At 49.0% G+C, this 19784-nt stretch carries 14 protein-coding genes; 13 read left to right on the forward strand and 1 reads right to left on the reverse strand.

Going from position 1 to position 19784, the window contains the following annotated elements:
• Positions 1-90: 90 nt before the first annotated feature.
• Together AR543_RS08265 and AR543_RS08270 are read left to right on the forward strand one after the other, a co-directional pair.
• Positions 91-1509: a deoxyguanosinetriphosphate triphosphohydrolase family protein gene (locus AR543_RS08265; protein WP_060533439.1), complete on the forward strand. Its 1419-nt coding sequence runs from the start codon at positions 91-93 to the stop codon at positions 1507-1509.
• 211 nt (positions 1510-1720) lie between these two features.
• On the forward strand, positions 1721-2659 hold the full coding sequence (locus AR543_RS08270) for an MsnO8 family LLM class oxidoreductase (RefSeq protein ID WP_060533441.1): 939 nt from the start codon (positions 1721-1723) through the stop codon (positions 2657-2659).
• A 177-nt stretch (positions 2660-2836) separates the two neighbouring features.
• On the opposite strand, the gene AR543_RS08275 is transcribed toward AR543_RS08270, so the two are convergent.
• Positions 2837-3790, reverse strand: a complete 954-nt coding sequence (locus AR543_RS08275; RefSeq protein ID WP_060533443.1) for a D-2-hydroxyacid dehydrogenase — start codon at positions 3788-3790, stop codon at positions 2837-2839.
• A gap of 314 nt (positions 3791-4104) precedes the next feature.
• On the opposite strand from AR543_RS08275, the gene thpR reads away from it, so the two are divergent.
• The 11 genes from thpR (at position 4105) to tsaD (ending at position 19208) form a co-directional block, all read left to right on the forward strand.
• Entirely contained in the window at positions 4105-4677 is a 573-nt protein-coding gene (thpR, locus tag AR543_RS08280; RefSeq protein WP_060533445.1) for an RNA 2',3'-cyclic phosphodiesterase, read from the forward strand.
• A gap of 299 nt (positions 4678-4976) precedes the next feature.
• Positions 4977-5792, forward strand: a complete 816-nt coding sequence (locus tag AR543_RS08285; protein WP_060533446.1) for a cell wall hydrolase — start codon at positions 4977-4979, stop codon at positions 5790-5792.
• 111 nt (positions 5793-5903) lie between these two features.
• Positions 5904-6590 carry a metal-dependent hydrolase gene (locus AR543_RS08290; protein ID WP_060533448.1) on the forward strand — a complete coding sequence of 229 codons (687 nt, stop codon included), beginning with the start codon at positions 5904-5906 and terminating at the stop codon, positions 6588-6590.
• A gap of 666 nt (positions 6591-7256) precedes the next feature.
• Positions 7257-11858, forward strand: coding sequence for a glutamate synthase large subunit (gltB, locus tag AR543_RS08295; RefSeq protein ID WP_060533450.1), 4602 nt, complete (start codon positions 7257-7259; stop codon positions 11856-11858).
• A gap of 553 nt (positions 11859-12411) precedes the next feature.
• A complete protein-coding gene (locus tag AR543_RS08300) occupies positions 12412-13464 on the forward strand; it encodes an ABC transporter ATP-binding protein (protein WP_227871863.1) in 1053 nt (350 codons plus the stop codon).
• Positions 13457-14233 carry an ABC transporter permease gene (locus tag AR543_RS08305; protein WP_060533452.1) on the forward strand — a complete coding sequence of 259 codons (777 nt, stop codon included), beginning with the start codon at positions 13457-13459 and terminating at the stop codon, positions 14231-14233. Before AR543_RS08300 ends, AR543_RS08305 begins: the two co-directional genes overlap by 8 nt.
• A 399-nt stretch (positions 14234-14632) precedes the next feature.
• On the forward strand, positions 14633-16063 hold the full coding sequence (cls, locus tag AR543_RS08310; protein WP_060533454.1) for a cardiolipin synthase: 1431 nt from the start codon (positions 14633-14635) through the stop codon (positions 16061-16063).
• A 211-nt stretch (positions 16064-16274) separates the two neighbouring features.
• Positions 16275-16769 carry a tRNA (adenosine(37)-N6)-threonylcarbamoyltransferase complex ATPase subunit type 1 TsaE gene (gene tsaE / locus AR543_RS08315; protein ID WP_060533456.1) on the forward strand — a complete coding sequence of 165 codons (495 nt, stop codon included), beginning with the start codon at positions 16275-16277 and terminating at the stop codon, positions 16767-16769.
• A gap of 8 nt (positions 16770-16777) precedes the next feature.
• Positions 16778-17614: a tRNA (adenosine(37)-N6)-threonylcarbamoyltransferase complex dimerization subunit type 1 TsaB gene (tsaB, locus tag AR543_RS08320; protein WP_227871864.1), complete on the forward strand. Its 837-nt coding sequence runs from the start codon at positions 16778-16780 to the stop codon at positions 17612-17614.
• 65 nt (positions 17615-17679) lie between these two features.
• Positions 17680-18150, forward strand: coding sequence for a ribosomal protein S18-alanine N-acetyltransferase (rimI, locus tag AR543_RS08325; protein WP_060536700.1), 471 nt, complete (start codon positions 17680-17682; stop codon positions 18148-18150).
• Entirely contained in the window at positions 18147-19208 is a 1062-nt protein-coding gene (tsaD, locus tag AR543_RS08330) for a tRNA (adenosine(37)-N6)-threonylcarbamoyltransferase complex transferase subunit TsaD (protein ID WP_060533462.1), read from the forward strand. The genes rimI and tsaD overlap by 4 nt, the downstream gene beginning before the upstream one ends.
• Positions 19209-19784 lie beyond the last annotated feature (576 nt).

The following is a 19784-nucleotide window of genomic DNA, read 5'->3' on the forward strand; positions in this document are numbered from 1 at the left end:
ACAGGATATCCTTCCCTATAGGCCAAAAAATGTGTATAATCACTCCAATCCGGCACGTTAGAGGATGCAGAAAACATAGGAGAACATGATATGGATAAATTTACGGATTTAAAATCGATGCGTGAGCATCGTCAATATGAGGAAGACAAACATGAAGCTTCGCGTGAAGCGTATGAGCGGGACTACTCCCGGCTTATTCATTCGCCGACCTTTCGCCGGCTGCAGGGGAAATCCCAGGTATTCGGAGCAGGAACCGGTGATTATTACCGTACCCGCCTTACACATTCTCTGGAAGTGGCGCAGATTGCCCGACAGGCAGCCAAAAGTCTGCTCAGCCGTTACCCGGAGATTGATGAACAGCGCGCAGTAAATCCGGGATTGATTGTACATCCTGAAGTGGTGGAATGTGCTTCGATTGCGCACGATTTTGGACATCCCCCGTTCGGACACAAAGGGGAAGAAGTACTGGCACATATTCTGGAAGACTGGATCGAACAGAAGACTGCCGAAGCGCTGAAAGGCAGAGAGGTTTCGGAGCAGGAGCGTGTGCAGATCCATCAGCAGATCCGGGAGAAATATGAGCACTTTGAAGGCAACGCGCATAATTTCCGGTTGATTATGTTCCTGGAGAAGCGGGAAAATCTGGATGGCTTGAATCTGTGTGATGCGGTTCTGCTGGGGATTAATAAATATCCGTATTCCGGTATGGTGAACAAAAAAGGATTGTATCAGCGCGAATGGCAGTATATTCGCCAGATTCGCGAGAAGTGGGGCATTCCCGATGGCAAGACCACACTGGAAGCTCAGCTGATGGATCTTTGCGATGATATTGCCTATTCGGCTCATGATCTGGAAGACGGTATCAAAGCAGGCAAAATCGAGGTGCATGAGCATTTCATGCATGATCCTCATATCCGCCGGCTGATTATGGAGAAGATCACTACTCTGGAAGATCGCTTCTGGAAAGGCTGGGACAATGAGCGGATCGAAGCCAAAGTGGACGAAGTGCTGAACGCCTATCTGCGTGTATGGAGAGAAAAACTGCCTACATGCGGACTGGATTATTCTCGCACCCGACGTGAAGTCAAAGCGTACTGGGTCAATCACTTTGTCAGCCAGCTGGGAGTTATTGAAGATGAGAATTGGAAAAAAATCACCTTCGTCTCTGACAACCGCGAAGATGAAGATATGCTGCGTACCGTAAGTGTACTCAAAAGCTTTGCCTGGGTAACCATGATTCGCGATCTGCGGGTGCAGCGCCTGCAAAAGCGCAGTGAGTGGATTATTCGTCGTCTATGGAAAGCCTTTGTCGATCAGGAGACCTCTATGGCCATCATTCCGCCGGATTGGCTGCAGCGTTTTGAACATGATCAAGCCAGCCCGGAGCCGGTATGGACCTGGGAGCGTATGATTATCGATTACATCGCTGGCATGACCGATGCATTTGCCGAAAAGATTTATAATGAATTATATGGTCTCAAAGTCGGCTCGATCTATGATGTGGATTAACAGGCTTGAGGCTATACAGTAACAATAGATGTGTACTTATAAGGCCTCTAAGCGGTAGTTATTCAAGCGGTTCTATGGGGTGCTAAACAGGTCAGATACAATGATTTCCAAACGACTTTCTACTATTATAATGTATGCATACAAATGAACCTTTTATCTGCGTAAAATCAGACACGGGCAGACTGCAAAATGAACAGAGGAGGAGGCGTCCATGACTTACGAGAAAATACCTCTTGGCATATTGGACATGTCGCCGATATTGGAAGGAGCTTCGGTAGAAGCGGCACTGGAGCGTTCGGTGCAGCTGGCTATCATGGCAGAAAATGCAGGCTATCATCGCTTTTGGCTGTCAGAACATCATGATATGACGCAGCTGGCCTGTACTGCTCCCGAAATACTGCTTTCCCATATTGGAGCACGTACTTCATCGATACGTCTGGGTGCCGGAGCCATATTGCTGCCGCATTATCGGCCCATGAAAGTAGCCGAGACGTTTCGCATGCTGGGGGCATTGTATCCGGGACGGATCGATCTGGGCATCGGACGTGCTCCGGGCGGCTCGGCACATGCTGCGATTGCGCTAAGTGGTAATTATTTGTCCCATGTAGCCCAGATGCCGGAACTGGTCAGAGATCTGCGTAGTCTTCTACAGGACGAATACAAGATAGAAGACACTCTGGTGCAGGCTCGCCCTCAGCCGGCTTATCCGCTGGAATGCTGGATGCTGGGTACCAATCGCAAAAGTGCCACTCTCGCTGCCCAGAACGGTACCGGATACGTATTTGGTTATTTTATGAGCGGTAGTGACGGTGTAGCTGCAGTTCAACATTATCTGGAGAATTTTCAGCCCTCTGCCTTGCATACGCAACCGCAGGTCATACTCGCTGTGCGCGTGATTGCTGGACAGACTGATCAGGAAGCCGAACGATTATATGAACGCTGGAAAAGCTCGCCTGCAGGCATCGCATCGATTGGCGAAGAAATTCCGGCTCCGATTGTAGGCGGTCAACAAGCAATCTGGCAGCAATTCCAGGAATTGAGTCTGCGATATAGGGCAGATGAACTACTGCTGATTTGTCCGTTGAATCGCTATCAAGAACGCATTAACGTCTATGAATCTATTGCCTCATGGACACCGGAGCCCAATTAATACTGCTGTCGAAAAAATGGAAATAACATATTTATTACATGTGATGATTGAATATACAGTCCAATATCACTATAAAAATCAGGGTTTATCCTGATTTACAAACGCAAAAAAAGGCGGTTCCCACAGCGGGAATCGCCTCTTTTGTGATGCACCAATGCTTATTTATTCAAACTAAAATTAGTATTGTCTGCTATAATCCACCAGATTAACCGGCAGGGTCCGATCCTGCTGATAAGCTTGAAGATTTTTGGTGAAAATCTCGATAACACGGTCGGTGTAATGCTCATTGCTGCCTGCAATATGAGGAGTAATAATGACCTGTTCCATATCCCAGAGCGGATGATCTTCCGGCAGCGGCTCAGGATCAAATACATCGAGTCCTGCTCCTGCGATGGCTCCGGATTGAAGCGCTTCTACCAGCGCATCCGTATCGACAGACGGGCCGCGACCCACATTAATAAACAGGCTGCTGTCTTTCATCACGGCAAATCGTTCCCGGTTAAACAGCTGCTTGGTCTCCTCGGTAAGCGGCAAAATATTGATGACATAATCTCCCTGAGCGAGCGCTTCATCCAGCTGCTCCATCGAATACATCTGATCAATTCCATCCTGCTCCTTGCCGGAACGGCGTACACCGATCGTTTTCATACCAAATGCTTTGGCGAGCTGTGCGGTGCCTGCTCCGATATTACCGACTCCGACAATGACAATCGTTTTGCCATGCAGCTCGGTGAATGTTCCACTTTCATCCCAGGCATGTTTTCCCTGATTGCGGACTGCCCGGTGCAGATTGCGTGAAAATGCAAGCATATACGCAAAAATCTGCTCCGAGATCGGGATAGTGTGTACACCATTCGCACTGGTCAGGAGCACCTGTTTTTGCTCCAGCTGCTCCATAGGCATTTTATCCACGCCTGCCGACCATGTCTGTATCCACTGGACAGGACACTTGTCGGATAAAATGAAATCCTGCAGTTTGCGTGACCACCCGAGAATAATTTCGGCTTCGGCGAGTATGGAATCACTGGCTTCACGAACCGGAACGGCAACAATCTCGTATGATGGTGCAGCTTCCTGTACTTTCTGTTTCTGCGACTCGGTGAGTTGCTGAAGGACAACAATTTTGGACATAAATATACCTCCCCGGTAAATGAATAATAATGTACGTTATCTTCCAAATGATAACAAATTAACTCCTGCATACCAAATTGCTTTATTCAGTCGAACCTTACTTTACGATATTACCTGACTGATCGAAGATCGAATCCGAACTGTAATATCCATGAATCGTTTTGCACTGTTTTGAAGATTAGTGTATACTGGTTGAGATCGTTCGGAACAGGTGTTCGTAAATGAGTTAATCATATAATGCATAACAGATTCGTGTATCACGAATTCAAGCAGGTATTCACAATAAAAAGAACAACGGGAAAGGGAGTGTAAAAATGGGAACTCAGCCTGGGCAGGAACGTGTATTTGCAGCTGTGCCGATCAAGGGTGAAGCAGCGATAACATTGAGCGCATGGAGCAGGGCAGCGCAGGAGCAATATGCGTTCCGCCGCTGGACTTACGCTGGGGATCTGCATATTACACTCCAGTTTTTTGGAGATGTAGACGTGGAGCAGCTACCGGAGCTGTGTACAGCTCTGCAAAAGGCTGCTGCCGGCATTGCACCGTTTCAGCTGCAGCTGGGACTGGCCGGGATATTCGGCAATCCCCTGGCTCCGCGAGTACTGTGGATTGGACCGGAAGGAGATACGGATAGTCTGCATCACCTGCAGTCCGAGGTGCAGCAGGCTTGTCTACCGCTTGGCTTTGTACCGGAGCAGCGTCCGTATCATCCCCATCTGACCGTAGCCCGCAAATATCATGGCAGTACGCCGTTTTCGGAAATAAATGCAGATCATTATCCATCACCGGATCACTGGCGGGTAGAGGAATTTGTACTGTACCGGACACGTTTGGGTCAGCAACCGATGTACGAAGTGGCAGGTCAATTTCCGCTTCTCGGATTATGACCATGCCTAAAATTGCGAATTTGTCAATTTGACAAAAGTAAACAACTTATAATAATATACTTGCTGCTGCAATCCCGCAGCATTTTATAGGGGAATAGCATGATAATCATGCTCAAATAATTATTGAATTTCGGCAAATTCGGAGATTCAAATTCAAGTTGGCACTGCTCCGCATCACCGGAGACGAAATAACACTGTGAACCGCAAGTGATTCAAAATTTGAATGTTGGTGTATTCAAATGGAAGGTCAAAAAGGTTACATAGGGTTAGGAGTATGCTAACAGTACTGGAGGAAGAAAATGGAGTTTATTAAACGCAATCAGTGGATTACGCCGCTACTCGGCGTGCTTTTTATATTCGTTATGTCCCTCCCTTTCTGGATGGATTCCAAAATAACGAGCGAACAATCCTTTACTGAGCTGCCTGCATGGGGTGCACAGCCGGCAGGTTCGGTTTCTCATGCCCAGAATGTCAGGACCGGCACTACGTTTATGACGTGGAACGAGAATCATACCCAAAAGTTGATTCGTCAGGTCAAGACTGAGCAAGCTGCAGCACTCAAAGCGGAACAGCACAAGAAAAAAGCTGCACATATCAAGGCGAACACCGCTACAGCCAAGGCAAAAGCAATGCCGGCGGCAGTGACGGCAAGTTCGTCCATTAGTGATTCCACCCCAACCCACTTATACTTTACCCGGACAAAGCTGCTTAGCCAGAGTAATAAATCTCAGGCTACCTGGACCTACGCATTGTCTGATAAAGAACAGCTCCTGCTCGAACGTATCGTTATGGCAGAGGCTGAAGGCGAACCGTACGAAGGCAAAGTGGCAGTTGCCAATGTTGTCTTAAACCGGCTGCGGTCCGCTAATTTCCCCGACACGATTAAAGATGTAATCTATCAAAGATATCAATTTTCTCCGGTAACCAATGGCAGATTCGAGCGTGTGACACCTAACGCCGACTCGGTAAAAGCAGTGCGCGCTGCGCTGGAAGGCCAAAAGGAAGTTCCGGACAATACGTATTATTTTGTGTCGCTTTCCCTGGCGACAGACTTTGATATTCCCAATACCCGAACCAAAGTGGCGAAAATTGGTCACCATACGTTTTATAAATAAGCTGCCCATTGCTGGAGCTTGTTCTGTCTGCGCTGCGGAGTTACACTTCTGCTGCGGATGATGATACAATAAACGGTGGAAAATCAATTCAATCCCGGAGGTGCTTCATCCATGAAAATCACATATTATGGTCAATCCTGTCTGCTGGTCGAAGAAGGCGGCAAAAAGGTCATTATCGACCCGTTCCTGTCCGGCAATCCGCAAGTCAATATTGATCCCAAAGACATCCAGGTGGATGCGGTTATTTTGACACATGGTCACGGCGATCACTATGGTGACACGGTCGAGATCGCGCAAAATAATAATTGTCCGGTGATTGCGATTGTTGAACTGGCGCAGTATGCAGCCAGCAAAGGTGCACCTGAGGTCGTAGGCATGAACCTTGGTGGAGCCAAGCAGTTTGATGGCTTCAAAGTAAAATTCACGCTCGCGTTCCACACGTCCTCTATCCAGGATGGAGATCAGACGGTGTATCTCGGCGAACCGGCAGGTATCCTGCTGACAATGGGCGGCAAAACGCTCTACCATGCAGGTGACACAGCGCTGTTCGGCGATATGAAGCTGATTGGCGAATTGAACCAAATCGACGTAGCTGCACTGCCGATAGGCGATTTCTATACCATGGGTCCCGAAGACGCATTGCTCGCTGCACAGTGGATCAAAGCAGGTCATGTGATCCCGGTTCATTACAATACGTTCCCGCCAATTGAGCAGGATGGAGACGCTTTTGTCGCTGAACTGCAAAAGAAAGGTCTGCAGGGCTCTGTACTCCAAGTAGGCGAGAGTGTAGATATTTAATACATTCCCTTTTGCAACGGAATGATCCAATGATCGAGTAGATGCAGGAGCAGTAGGCAAGCGGCTCGCTGTAGACCTTAAATCAGTAAATACGTGAAACAAGCCATAAACCCAAAAAGCGTACAGCCTGAACAAACAGGGCTGTGCGCTTTTTTATTTATCTTTCAAACGGTCATCTGTTCGGCAGAAGCAAACAGGGCTGCAATCATGACCAGGCGATTATAAAATACTTTTCGAGCATTATAAATAAATTGAATAATATATTAATTATAATGTATAATCATACACTATAATATATTGCACTGCGTTATCACACTAATGCTTTGACGCAAAATAATAATTTATCGGATAGATAAAAAGTTTGAATTGCTATGATGTGAGGTCAGTGTTAAAATGTATAAAACCCATTAGGTTACAACGATATCACATACGCTGAGTAAGTCGCTTGAATCCATAAGTGGATAATTATTCTTCCGCTGTTATTTCCGAATTTTATATTCAAATAGGCTGCTTCCATTACATTCGAATCTGCAGAGATGTATATCCCGATGAATGGAGAGAGCAGTCTGTTTTGTATACCCTATCCTTTAGCAGCATTCTTCTTCGTATGGCCGTCCTCTGGCTCGTCTTCTGACATTTCACTTCATAATAGAAAGGTTGCGTATTATGAACATTACAGGTTTACCTCCGAAGCAGGGTCTTTATGACCCGCAGTTTGAAAAAGATGCCTGCGGTATGGGATTTACCGCGCATATCAAAGGAACACCTAGTCACCAGATTGTTAGTCAGGCACTCACGATGCTCGAAAATATGGAGCATCGCGGCGGTCAGGGCAGTGAACCGAATTCCGGTGACGGAGCCGGTATTATGGTCCAGATTCCACATCGCTTTTTTGTTAAGGAAGCCCGTGCAAACGGATTTGAACTGCCCGAAAAAGGACAATATGGCGTAGCCATTGTTTTCCTGTCCCCTGATGAAGAGCTGCGCAGCCGTCATGAAGCTGTGTTGAAAAGCATTATTGAACAGGAAGGCCAGGTATACCTCGGAGCACGTACCGTACCTACAGATGACAGTACGCTCGGCAAGTCCGCCAAAGATGCCAAGCCGGTAGTTCGACAGTTTTTTATCGGACGCAGTGAGCTGCTGCAAGGTCGGGATGAGCTGGCTTTTGAACGCAAACTGTATGTCATTCGCCGTCTGGCAGAACGTCATATTCGCTATGCGGAAGAAGCGGGTGGAGAGACGTTCTACATTCCAAGTTTGTCTTGCCGTAAAGTCGTCTACAAAGGGATGCTGACAACCGCTCAGGTCGGAGAATTCTATCTGGATCTGCGGGATGAAGAGTTCGAATCGGCGATGGCGCTGGTACACTCCCGTTTCAGTACCAATACGTTCCCGAGCTGGGACCGTGCCCATCCGTATCGCTTTATGATCCACAATGGTGAGATCAATACGATGCGCGGTAATGTGAACTGGATGCATGCCCGTCAATCGCTGTTCGAGAGTAAAGTATTCGGCGCGGATATCGACAAGATCCGTCCGGTTATCAATCCGGATGGTTCGGATACGGCGATGTTTGATAACACGCTGGAATTCCTGTATCTGAACGGTCGTTCCCTGCCGCATGTAGCGATGATGATGGTACCGGAACCGTGGAGCAACCACGACACGATGGATGAGAAGAAAAAAGCATTTTACCAGTATCATAGCTGTCTGATGGAACCGTGGGACGGACCTGCCGCTATGGCATTTACCGACGGGATTCAGATTGGCGCGATGCTTGACCGTAACGGTCTGCGCCCGGCGCGTTATTATGTAACCAAAGATGACCGGATTATTCTGTCCTCCGAGGTCGGTGTACTCGATATACCGGCAGAGGATATTTTATACAAAGACCGTCTGCGTCCTGGACGGATGCTGCTGATCGATACACAGGAAGGCCGTATTATTTCCGATGAAGAAATCAAGGAAAAGATCGCTTCCGAGCAGCCGTATGCCGAGTGGCTGGAAGAACATCTCATGAATCTGGAAGAAGTACCGGAAGCTCCGGAGGCGATTCAACCGGATCATGATAATGTGCAGCAGCTGCAGCTGGCATTTGGTTATACGTTTGAAGAGCTGCGCAAGGTGATTGAACCGATGGCTACTACCGGTGCAGAAGCAATTGGCTCGATGGGCTATGATGCTCCATTGGCGGTTCTGTCGGATCAGCCGCAGCGTCTGTATAACTATTTCAAGCAGATGTTTGCCCAGGTGACGAATCCACCGATCGATGCGATCCGTGAGGAGATCGTGACCTCGACAGCTACAGCAATCGGCCCCGAGCGCAATCTGCTCGATCCGCAACCGGAGAGCTGTCGCCAGATTATTTTGAATACACCGATTTTGTCCAATGAGGACTTTGCCAAAGTGCGCCATGTACGTCGTCCGGGCTTCAAGGCAATGACGATTCCAATCTTCTTTGAGGCGGCCAAAGGTGCCGAAGGACTGCGTGCTGCACTGGTCAATCTGTGCGAAGCGGCAGACCGGGTTATCGCCAAAGGGCATAATTTCCTGATTCTGTCCGACCGTGGTACGGATAAGGATAATGCGGCAATTCCGGCACTGCTGGCAGTGGCCTGCCTGCATCATCATCTGATTCGCCAGGGAACGCGTACTCGTGTCAGCCTGCTGCTGGAATCCGGTGAACCGCGTGACGTGCATCATTTTGCGCTGCTGCTCGGTTACGGGATTAGTGCAGTCAATCCGTATCTGGCGTTTGAGACGATGCAGGATATGATCAAGCAAGGACTGCTGCGTGGTATTTCCCATGAGAAAGCAGTCAAAAACTATATCAAAGCCGTCACCAAGGGTGTCGTGAAAATCCTGTCCAAAATGGGAATTTCGACGATTCAATCCTATCGCGGCGCGCAGATTTTCGAAGCGGTTGGCCTGAAGCAGGATTTTGTAGATCAATACTTTACCTGGACACCTTCCCGGATTGGCGGAATCGGTCTGGAAGAAGTGGCTCAAGAAGCGCTATCCCAGCATATTCGTGCCTTTACGGATAAAGACGGCAATGACCGTGTACTGGATTCCGGCGGCGATTATCAGTGGCGTAATGACGGGGAACAGCATTTGTTTAACCCGCAGACGATTCACCTGCTGCAGCATGCTGTACGTACCGGTGACTACAAGCTGTACAAAAAATATGCCGCTCTGGTCGAAGGCGAGAACGAACAGCGCCTGACGCTGCGCTCCATGCTGCAATTCAAGCCGAACGGCGCACCGATTCCGCTGGAAGAAGTAGAGCCGATCGAATCGATTATGCGCCGCTTCAAGACCGGTGCCATGTCCTTTGGCTCGATCAGTAAGGAAGCGCATGAGAGTCTGGCTATCGCAATGAACCGGATTGGCGGCAAAAGTAATACCGGTGAAGGTGGGGAAGATCCTGCGCGCTTCGTACCCGATGCCAACGGCGATTCCCGCCGTAGTGCGATCAAGCAAGTTGCGTCCGGACGGTTTGGCGTAACGTCCAACTATCTGGTCAATGCCGATGAGATTCAGATCAAAATGGCCCAGGGTGCCAAACCGGGTGAAGGTGGACAGCTGCCGGGCCGTAAAGTATATCCATGGGTAGCGGAAGTGCGTGGTTCCACGCCGGGTGTAGGTCTGATTTCACCGCCGCCGCATCATGACATCTATTCGATCGAGGATCTGGCCGAACTGATCTATGATCTCAAAAATGCCAACCCTCGTGCAGCGATCAACGTGAAGCTGGTATCCGAAGTCGGTGTCGGCACGATTGCAGCCGGTGTAGCCAAAGGACGCGCGGATATCATCCTCGTCAGCGGTTATGACGGTGGTACAGGTGCTTCTCCGCAGGGCTCGATCCGTCATGCGGGTCTGCCGTGGGAGCTTGGACTGGCAGAGACCCAGCAGACGCTGATCATGAACAATCTGCGTGACCGCGTTGTACTGGAGACGGACGGCAAAATGCTGAGTGGACGCGATCTCGCGGTAGCTGCACTACTCGGCGCTGAAGAGTACGGCTTCTCTACAGCTCCGCTCGTAACGCTGGGCTGCATCATGATGCGTGTCTGTCAGATGGATACCTGTCCGGTCGGCGTAGCGACGCAAAACCCGGAACTGCGCAAAAACTTTACCGGCGATCCGGAGCATGTCGTAAACTTTATGAAATTTGTGGCAGAAGATCTGCGTGAGATTATGGCAGAGCTTGGCTTCCGCACTGTGCAGGAAATGGTAGGCCGTCTGGATTGTCTGGATGCTGCCAATGCTGCAGATCACTGGAAGAAAAAAGGACTGGATCTGTCTGTCCTGCTGCATGAGCCTAAGCTTCCGGAAGGCAGCGAACGCTTCAATGTACAGCAGCAGAATCATCAGCTGGAAGAGACGTTGGATATGCAGCAGCTGCTTCCACTGGCGGCGCCTGCTCTGGAGAACGGCAGCCGTGTACAAGCAGAGCTTGCCATCTGCAACGTGAACCGGGCAACCGGAACGATTCTCGGCAGTGAGGTTACTCGCAAATACGGGGCAGCAGGTCTGCCGGAAGATACAATTACTTTCAAATTCAAAGGCTCCGCAGGTCAGAGCTTTGGCGCGTTCGTACCGAAAGGCATGACGCTTCAGGTCGAAGGCGACTGCAATGACTATGTCGGCAAAGGATTATCTGGTGGTAAAATCATCGTTAAGCCTGATGCCCAGGCGACCTTTGCAGCCGAAGATAATATTATTATTGGTAATACGGCACTCTATGGTGCTACCAGTGGTGAAGCGTATATCAATGGTATTGCAGGCGAGCGGTTTGCCGTGCGTAACTCTGGTGCGAATATCGTGGTTGAAGGTACAGGCGATCATGGCTGTGAATACATGACCGGCGGGCGTGTCGTTGTACTCGGCACAACCGGCCGTAACTTTGCCGCAGGGATGTCCGGTGGTGTAGCCTATGTACTGGATCCGAGTCATGATTTTGTCGGACGCTGCAATCTGGAGATGGTGCTGCTGGAATCGCTCGATGAACCGGAAGAGCTGGAAGAAGTACGCGCGCTGATCGAGCGTCATGTGCGTTATACCGGCAGCCAGGCAGGACAACGGGTACTGGAAGATTGGGAACATCAATCCCAGGATTTCGTCCGCGTCATTCCAAAAGACTACAAACGGATGACCGAACAAATCCGCAAAGTTCACGAAAGTGGTCTGACTGGCGAAGCGGCTCTACTCGCTGCCTTCGAGGCCAATATGCGTGAACTGGCCCGTTCCGGTGCGTAGTCTGCTTGCAGGACTCATGATGATGCTGGCGATATTCGATATTTTGGAATAGTACAGCATTACAGATGAAATAAAATAGAGAACTCGTTCGATCCAATGGAAGAGTCGGAATGATCTCGTTGCATAAACTTCAGGTTTATGGAAGATCACCCGATTCCCGGTTGGACCGACGGGTTCTTTTTTTATCATCGGGGCAGTGTTACAATGATAACGCCAAGCGCCGTCAGGTCATACCGTACTTGTACTTCTGATAGAGATACATAGGGAGACACACAGCAGGGAACCGTAGTGCAGGAAACTGAATAAGAGGCAAGCGAGCATTATGCCGTAAGTACCAAGCCAATAAATATCAAGGCATCGGGCTTAAAAAATGAAGTAGCAAGAAATGAAGTATCCGTGTATTGAGCGGCAAGCAGTAAGCAACAATCAACAAGTACTAAGCTATTAAACTACTACTGCAGCCGATAGATGCACACTACAGAAAGGCAGGCTATAGCAACTACAGAAAATACAGAAGCCCATTGAATACACAGACAGAAAGGAGTTTTACATTATGGATCATTCATCAACAAAAGATACTTCCGGTATAAAGGCATCTTCGCAATCGTCTGCATCCTCAGCGAATCGTCAGTCAACAGAACATATAGATACCAGCCCACGTCTGGATGCGATTTTGCCTGAAAACAGTGAGCTGCCGGTCGTACAGTTCCTTAATGTCACCAAAAAGATTGGTTCCAAAACCATTATCGATAATTTGACACTGGATATACCACGGGGACGCGTATTTGGTTTTCTCGGTCCCAACGGTTCGGGCAAAACCACTACAATTCGGATGCTGGTTGGACTGATGTCGATAACGTCCGGCGATATACTGATCGAAGGTCAGAATATCCGTACCCACTTTGAGGAAGCAATCGCCAAAGTCGGTGCAATCGTCGAGAATCCGGAAATGTACAAATACATGAGCGGTTATCAGAATCTGATGCAATATGCGCGTATGTCACCGGGTGTCGACAAGCAGCGAATCAGTGATGTCGTACAATTCGTCGGTCTCGGCCATCGTATTTATGACAAAGTCAGTACCTATTCCCTGGGGATGCGCCAGCGTCTGGGTGTAGCGCAGGCGCTGCTGCATCGTCCGCGCCTGCTTGTACTGGATGAGCCAACCAACGGACTGGACCCGCAGGGTATCCGTGAGCTGCGTGATTACCTGCGCGCACTCAGCCGGGAAGAAGGTACGACAGTCTTTGTTTCCAGCCATTTGTTATCCGAAATGGAGCTGATGTGTGATACGGTCGCTGTAATCAATGGCGGTCGTCTGGTGGACGTGCGGCATCTGGATGCTTCTGCTGCCACGGCGGATACGACTGGAGCCAAAATGATGGTGCGCTTTGAGACCGATCAGCCGGCACTGGCTGCACAGCTAGGCGGAGGCGGACAGATAAGCGGCAGCAGCTGGACGGTTGCTGCAGATCGTCAGGATATCGCCCGACTGAATGCACTGCTGGTCAATAATGGCATTGCTGTCTACAGTATTACTCCGATCCGGGAGACACTGGAAGATCAGTTCCTCGCGATGACGAGAGAGGGGGAGCGTCATGAGTGATTTTATACAATTGGTCTGGAATGAGACGCTAAAGATCTACCTGCGTGTCTCCACCTGGATTTTGTTGATTTTCCTTGTTGTTTTCTCTCCCACTATGCTGCTGCTGATGAATATAAGCGGATTCCCGCTGGGTGCGCAACAGGCGATTGAACAGTCATTTACAATGTATTTTCTGGTTATTCTGTTCTCGCTTATTATTGCTTCGGATTCGGTAGCGGGTGAATTTGCTTCGGGAACGATCAAGCTGCTGCTGATCCGCCCATGGAAACGCTGGAAGATTCTTGGCTCCAAGTTCCTGTCAGTTGCTTTGTTCACTCTTGTGCTGACGCTGCTGTTTCTGCTGGTGGTAACTATAGTATCCTATCTACTGTTTCCTTCGTCGTCTTCGACACTGTTCAGTGATGATGAAAGCAGTCTGTTTCTGCTCTTGTTATACAATTATATTCGCGCGCTTATATTGGCTGCTTTTGCCTTTATGCTGTCTGCACTGTTTCGTTCTACCGCTCTGGCGATTACGCTGGCGATTCTGCTTTATTTTGCGGGGAGTATTATAACGCCGCTGCTTCATGCTTTTCTGCAGCCCAAAGATTACTGGATCGTCAAGATTTTCCTGCCGACCAATCTGGATCTGACCCAGTATCTGAAAAGTGCCGGCGGGTTGTTCGGTGTTACGTCGATCGGCTGGTCGCTGATGGTGCTGGCTGTGTACTTTATTATTTTCATGCTGATTGCATGGTGGTCATTTACAAAACGGGATGTACGGGCGTGACCGTTCCCAATTATCGAGTAGACTGTTTTTGCAATAAAAAAATAATCATAAATAATGATACAGCGCGTCCTTCCGGCAGGAAGGGCGTTTTGCTGCTGCAGACTGGAACTTCTTGCAACTGCATTCGACTTTAAGAGATGGGAGAAATGCGGACGAACAGGTCGCCTATGCTGCTGGGACGGGCTTTATCCAGAAGAATAGGCGGAAGCGGCAGTAACGACTCGATACCGCTTTGCATGATAGGCTAAATCATATGGAATATTTTACAAGGATCTGGAGTGAATCAGTTGGGGGTGCTGTGGTTATATGGATAACAGTACAATTGTCGCTAAATAAGTACAGCATTTGATATGATACAGTTTGTATAACATTTTTATTTAGCCGGAAAGGAAGCGCAGTATGATCTGGTTGTTTATTTTGAGCATTATATTTATTTCTCAGGTGGGTACGATCCTGGTGCTGGAGTTCCGTTCACCGACCAAAGCGGTCGCCTGGATGTTTATTTCCTTTTGCGTTCCTTTTATCGGATTTATCGTGTATTACTTTGTGGCACGGAACTATCGCAGCCGTCGCACGATCCGCAAAAAAGGAACGATTATTTTCCGTGAAGTGCGCAGCCGCCTCTGGAAGCAGGCTGCTGTTATTCGTTCGGCCGAGGATATGGGCAATGAAGAATTTTTGGCGCAGGGGCGTCTGTTCTCGCTGCTATCCCATCTGACCGAGAATCCGATTACTTCCTGCAGCCAGATCGAAGTGCTGACCGATGGCAAGTCGACGTTCACGGCGATGCTCAAAGCGCTGGAAAAGGCTCAGCATCATATACACATTCAGTTTTACATTTTCCGCGATGATATGATCGGCCGGGAATTTACCGAGGTTCTGATCCGCAAAGCGCAGTCCGGTGTCAAAGTACGGATGATGTGCGATGGACTCGGCAGTTATCATCTCAAGCACAAATTTGTCAAAAAACTCAAAGCAGCCGGCGTGGAATTCTATTTCTTTTTGCCACCATTCACTTCGTTTATCCAGCGTGAAGTCAATTACCGCAATCATCGCAAAATTCTCGTTATCGACGGGGAAGTGGGCTTTATCGGCGGACTGAATATCGGTGATGATTATCTTGGACTGTACTCCAGTCTGGGATACTGGCGGGATACCCATCTGGAAGTCCGCGGAGATACGGTTTACTTTTTGCAGATTGTGTTTCTGGAAGACTGGGAGTTTGCTTCTGGTCAGCGCATTACCGATCCAGTCTATTTCCCCGAGCATCAGTGTGCCGGACAGGAGAGAGCGCTAATTGTAGCGAGTGGGCCGGACCGCAACTGGAATGCGATTCAGGAAATGTGCTTCAGTGCGCTGGCTGTTGCCAAGCGTCGTATCTGTATCACCACGCCGTATTTTATCCCGGATCAAAGTATCTACGCAGCGATCAAAACAGCGGCAGTCAGTGGGGTAGAAGTGGATATCATTATTCCCAAAATATCCGATTCCCAGATTGTACAGTACGCCTCCCTCTCGTATATCGAAGAGCTGATGAGAGTAGGTGTCCGGATTCACCAGTATGAAAAAGGATTCGTTCATGCCAAAGTAATGATCATCGACGATCTACTCGCATCGGTCGGTACGGCGAATATGGATATGCGCAGTTTTTACAGCAATTTCGAGTTATCTGCTATTTTGTTTGAACAGGAGACGATCGAGCGGTTAATGGAAGATTTCAATCGTGATCTGAAAGAAAGCAGCCGGATCAATTATCATGAGTTTATCCGCCGCTCCCGTGTGCAGAAAACGATGGAGACCCTGTCGCGTATGCTGTCGCCGCTCTTATAGGAATACTGATTTATAAACAGGATAACACCTGTACAAAAAGGAACCAACCAGCCTAAGCGGCGGTGGAATATGATATAATCTCTGTAACAGCCTGCATGTCGCAGATCCCTTTTGGTGATAGAGCAGGATTGCCCGGCTGTGCCGGTACAAGATTATTGATAAAAAGCGAAGCAGACGCAGTGATTTGCGACGATTCGCCACGGAGGCACTTATGGCGCAACAAAAGCCGCAATACCATTACGAATATCAGAGCCATCATCTGGAGGAAACGGAGCAACTGGCAGCTTTTCTAGCGAAGCGTGCTATACCGGGCACGATGATCACGCTTGATGGCGATCTGGGAGCCGGCAAAACACATTTTTCCAAAGCATTTGCCCGTTATCTGGAAGTTCCGGGCATGGTGAACAGCCCTACCTTTACGATTATCAAAGAGTATCAGGGCCGTATGCCTTTTTACCATATGGATGTATACCGGATCACCGAAGCAGAAGCGGCTGACCTCGGGCTGGATGATTACTTTTTCGGTGAAGGAGCGACACTGGTCGAGTGGTCCAGCCGGATCGAGGATCTGCTGCCCGAAGAGCGGCTGGCTATCCAGATTACCGTAAATGAGGACAACAGTCGTACAATTGCCTGCACCGGTTATGGAGAACCCTACGCCGGTTGGTGCCAGGAGCTTATACAGAATGGAGTCAGTGACAATTGATGAATGAAATGAACAGACAACCGCGCAAGCGGTTTTTGGTTTTGGATACAGCTACAGCTGCCCAGGCTGTCGCGATTATGGAAGAAGAACAGGTACTGGCTGCACACAGCAGTAATGCCGATCGCAATCACTCGGTAGGCTTGATGAACAGTATCACTGAGCTGATGGCTCAGACTGGGACAGAGCGTCATCAACTGGATGGAATTGCAGTAGGGATTGGTCCCGGTTCGTATACGGGAATCCGGATTGCGGTTACGACGGCCAAGACACTGGCCTGGGCACTTCAGCTGCCTGTTGCTGGATTCTCCAGTCTGGCGGCGCTGGCACAGAGTGGTTATCACGCCAGGGAGGCGGCTGTCTCTACAGATGCACAGCAGACTGCCGAGCCTGTATCATCTCCAGCACTGCAGGATACTTTTGCGATGACAGCAACTGAACGGGATTGGATGATTCCGTTGATCGATGCACGCCGTGCACAGGTCTATACCGGTCTTTTTCAGATGAATGCAGAGCAGCTGCCGCAGCAGATACAGGATGACCGGATTATCCTGATGGAAGAATGGATGCAGCGGATCGGTGAATATTATGAATCCCTGCCGGACGATCAGCGTCCGCAGCGTATTCTGGTTGTTGGAGAGACCGCGGCTCATACCGAGCGTGCAGAGCAGCTGCGTGCGATTGTAGGTGAGCGCCTGCATATTCGTGCCTGCAATCTGGAAGCGCAGTATGCCGGACAGATCGGCGCTGCGTGTCTGCTGGCCGGACAAAATGACCCTGTGCATACCCTGTTACCCAATTACACGCAGCTGTCGGAGGCGGAAGCCAATCTGCTGCGTCATTCCTAGAGAGAGGAAGTGCAGCTGTGGAATCATTATTCAGCCCTCGTGAAGAGCAACCGGTTCTTCGCAGGATGACGATAGAAGATATTACGAAAATTATGGAGATTGAACATGAGGCGTTTACTCTTCCATGGACCGAGGAAGCATTCCGTAATGAGCTGACAATGAATCATTTTGCCCGGTATCTGGTGATTGAACTGGACGGCGTCATTGTCGGTTATGCAGGCATGTGGACCATTATGGATGAAGCCCATGTGACCAATATAGCGATCCGTGAAGCAAGCCGCGGCCGCAGACTGGGACAGACGCTGCTGCTTCAGCTGATGGAGTGGGCGGTAGAACTGGGAATGGTACGTATGACGCTGGAAGTTCGCGTCACCAATGAGCCTGCCCAGAATCTGTACCGCAAGCTCGGCTTTACGGATGCAGGTGTACGCAAAGGGTATTATTCGGACAATAATGAAGATGCACTGATTATGTGGTGCGAGCTTCCGCAGCAAGGGGAGCATGGAAACAAGGAAGGAAGCGTGGATTATTCATGATAGAGCAGGAGCACCCGCAGCAGGTGTGCAATATTCTGGCGGTCGAGACGAGCTGCGATGAGACCTCTGTCGCTATTGTACAGAACGGTAAAAAAGTATTGTCCAATCTGGTATCCAGCCAGATCGAGACCCATAAAGCATTCGGCGGCGTTGTGCCGGAAGTAGCTTCCCGCAAGCACGTAGAAAGTATCACGCTGATGATCGAAGAAGCGATCAACGAATCGGGATTATCGTTACAGGATATTTCCGCTGTAGCGGTTACCGAAGGGCCCGGACTTGTCGGAGCACTACTGGTAGGGATCATGGCTGCCAAAAGTCTCGCATTTGCACTCGACAAGCCGCTGATCGGTACACATCATATCGCGGGTCATATTTATGCCAATAATCTGGTAGCGGATATCCAGTATCCGTCACTGGCGCTGGTTGTATCCGGCGGACATACCGAGCTGGTACTGCTGGAGCGCGAAGGTCAGTTCAAGCTGATCGGCAGCACCCGTGACGATGCGGTAGGCGAAGCCTATGACAAAGTAGCACGTGCGCTGGGCTTTCCATACCCGGGTGGTCCTTATGTAGATAATCTGGCGATGGAAGCGGCCTCTGCGGTGGAGCTGCCGCGTGTCTGGCTGGAACCGGGTTCATACGACTTTAGCCTGAGCGGTCTGAAATCAGCGGTGCTAAATGTAGTAAATCAGAAGAAGATGCGCGGAGATGAGCCGATGACAGCCGAGATTGCCCGCGGCTTCCAGGAAGCGGTAGTAGAAGTACTCGTGGAAAAGGCAATTCGTGCAGTACGTGCATACGGTGTACGCCAGCTGCTGCTATGCGGCGGTGTAGCGGTCAACAAAGGACTGCGCAAAACACTTACCGAGCGGTGTGAACGCGAGCAGATTGAACTGCTGATTCCGCCTTTTGAATATTGTACCGATAATGCAGCCATGATCGGAGCGGCTGCTTATCTCAAATGGAAAAATGGAGAATTCTCCGGGCTGGATATCAAGGGCGACCCGTCCCTGTCTCTGGAAAAATGGTCGGTAGCAGATTCAACCACGATCGGCTAACGTAATAGATGCTCGCTGAATGACTAAATATTTGGGTTCTATTTACGGTATACATTTACGGTATACAATAACCATGATACAGATCTGATAGACCCAGCAGCAAATAAAAGGCTGTTCCCAAGAGTGACTCTACTCCCTGGAACAGCCTTTTTATAATGATATCCATTATTTCACATTTAATCATTCAGCATGATATCTATCAATCCAAAATAGTATCTGCTGATTAAAAATACTATTGAATCAGCGAAAACAAACGCCTCCAAATAATCAATTAAGGTAAATAATGGATTTTACACTATACAGCATGAGCTATCTTATCTGTCAAGATGTTAACAAGTTTATCCACATATCCCCTGCAAATTGTGTATAAGACTGGAATTTGGCTCTGCATTAACCTTTTTTCCAAATCCGAAACAGGGGATAGAATATAACTGTAATTATCATCGAATCTGTGGACAATGTGTATAACTCGGTGGATAAATATGGATAAAATACAGAAATGGCGATATACAAGCAAAATTCGGACAATTACATCTATATTTTTCCGTTGATAACTTCAGTGAATTGTGGATAAAC

This window comes from Paenibacillus bovis (genome assembly GCF_001421015.2).
Lineage (GTDB): Bacteria > Bacillota > Bacilli > Paenibacillales > Paenibacillaceae > Saccharibacillus > Saccharibacillus bovis.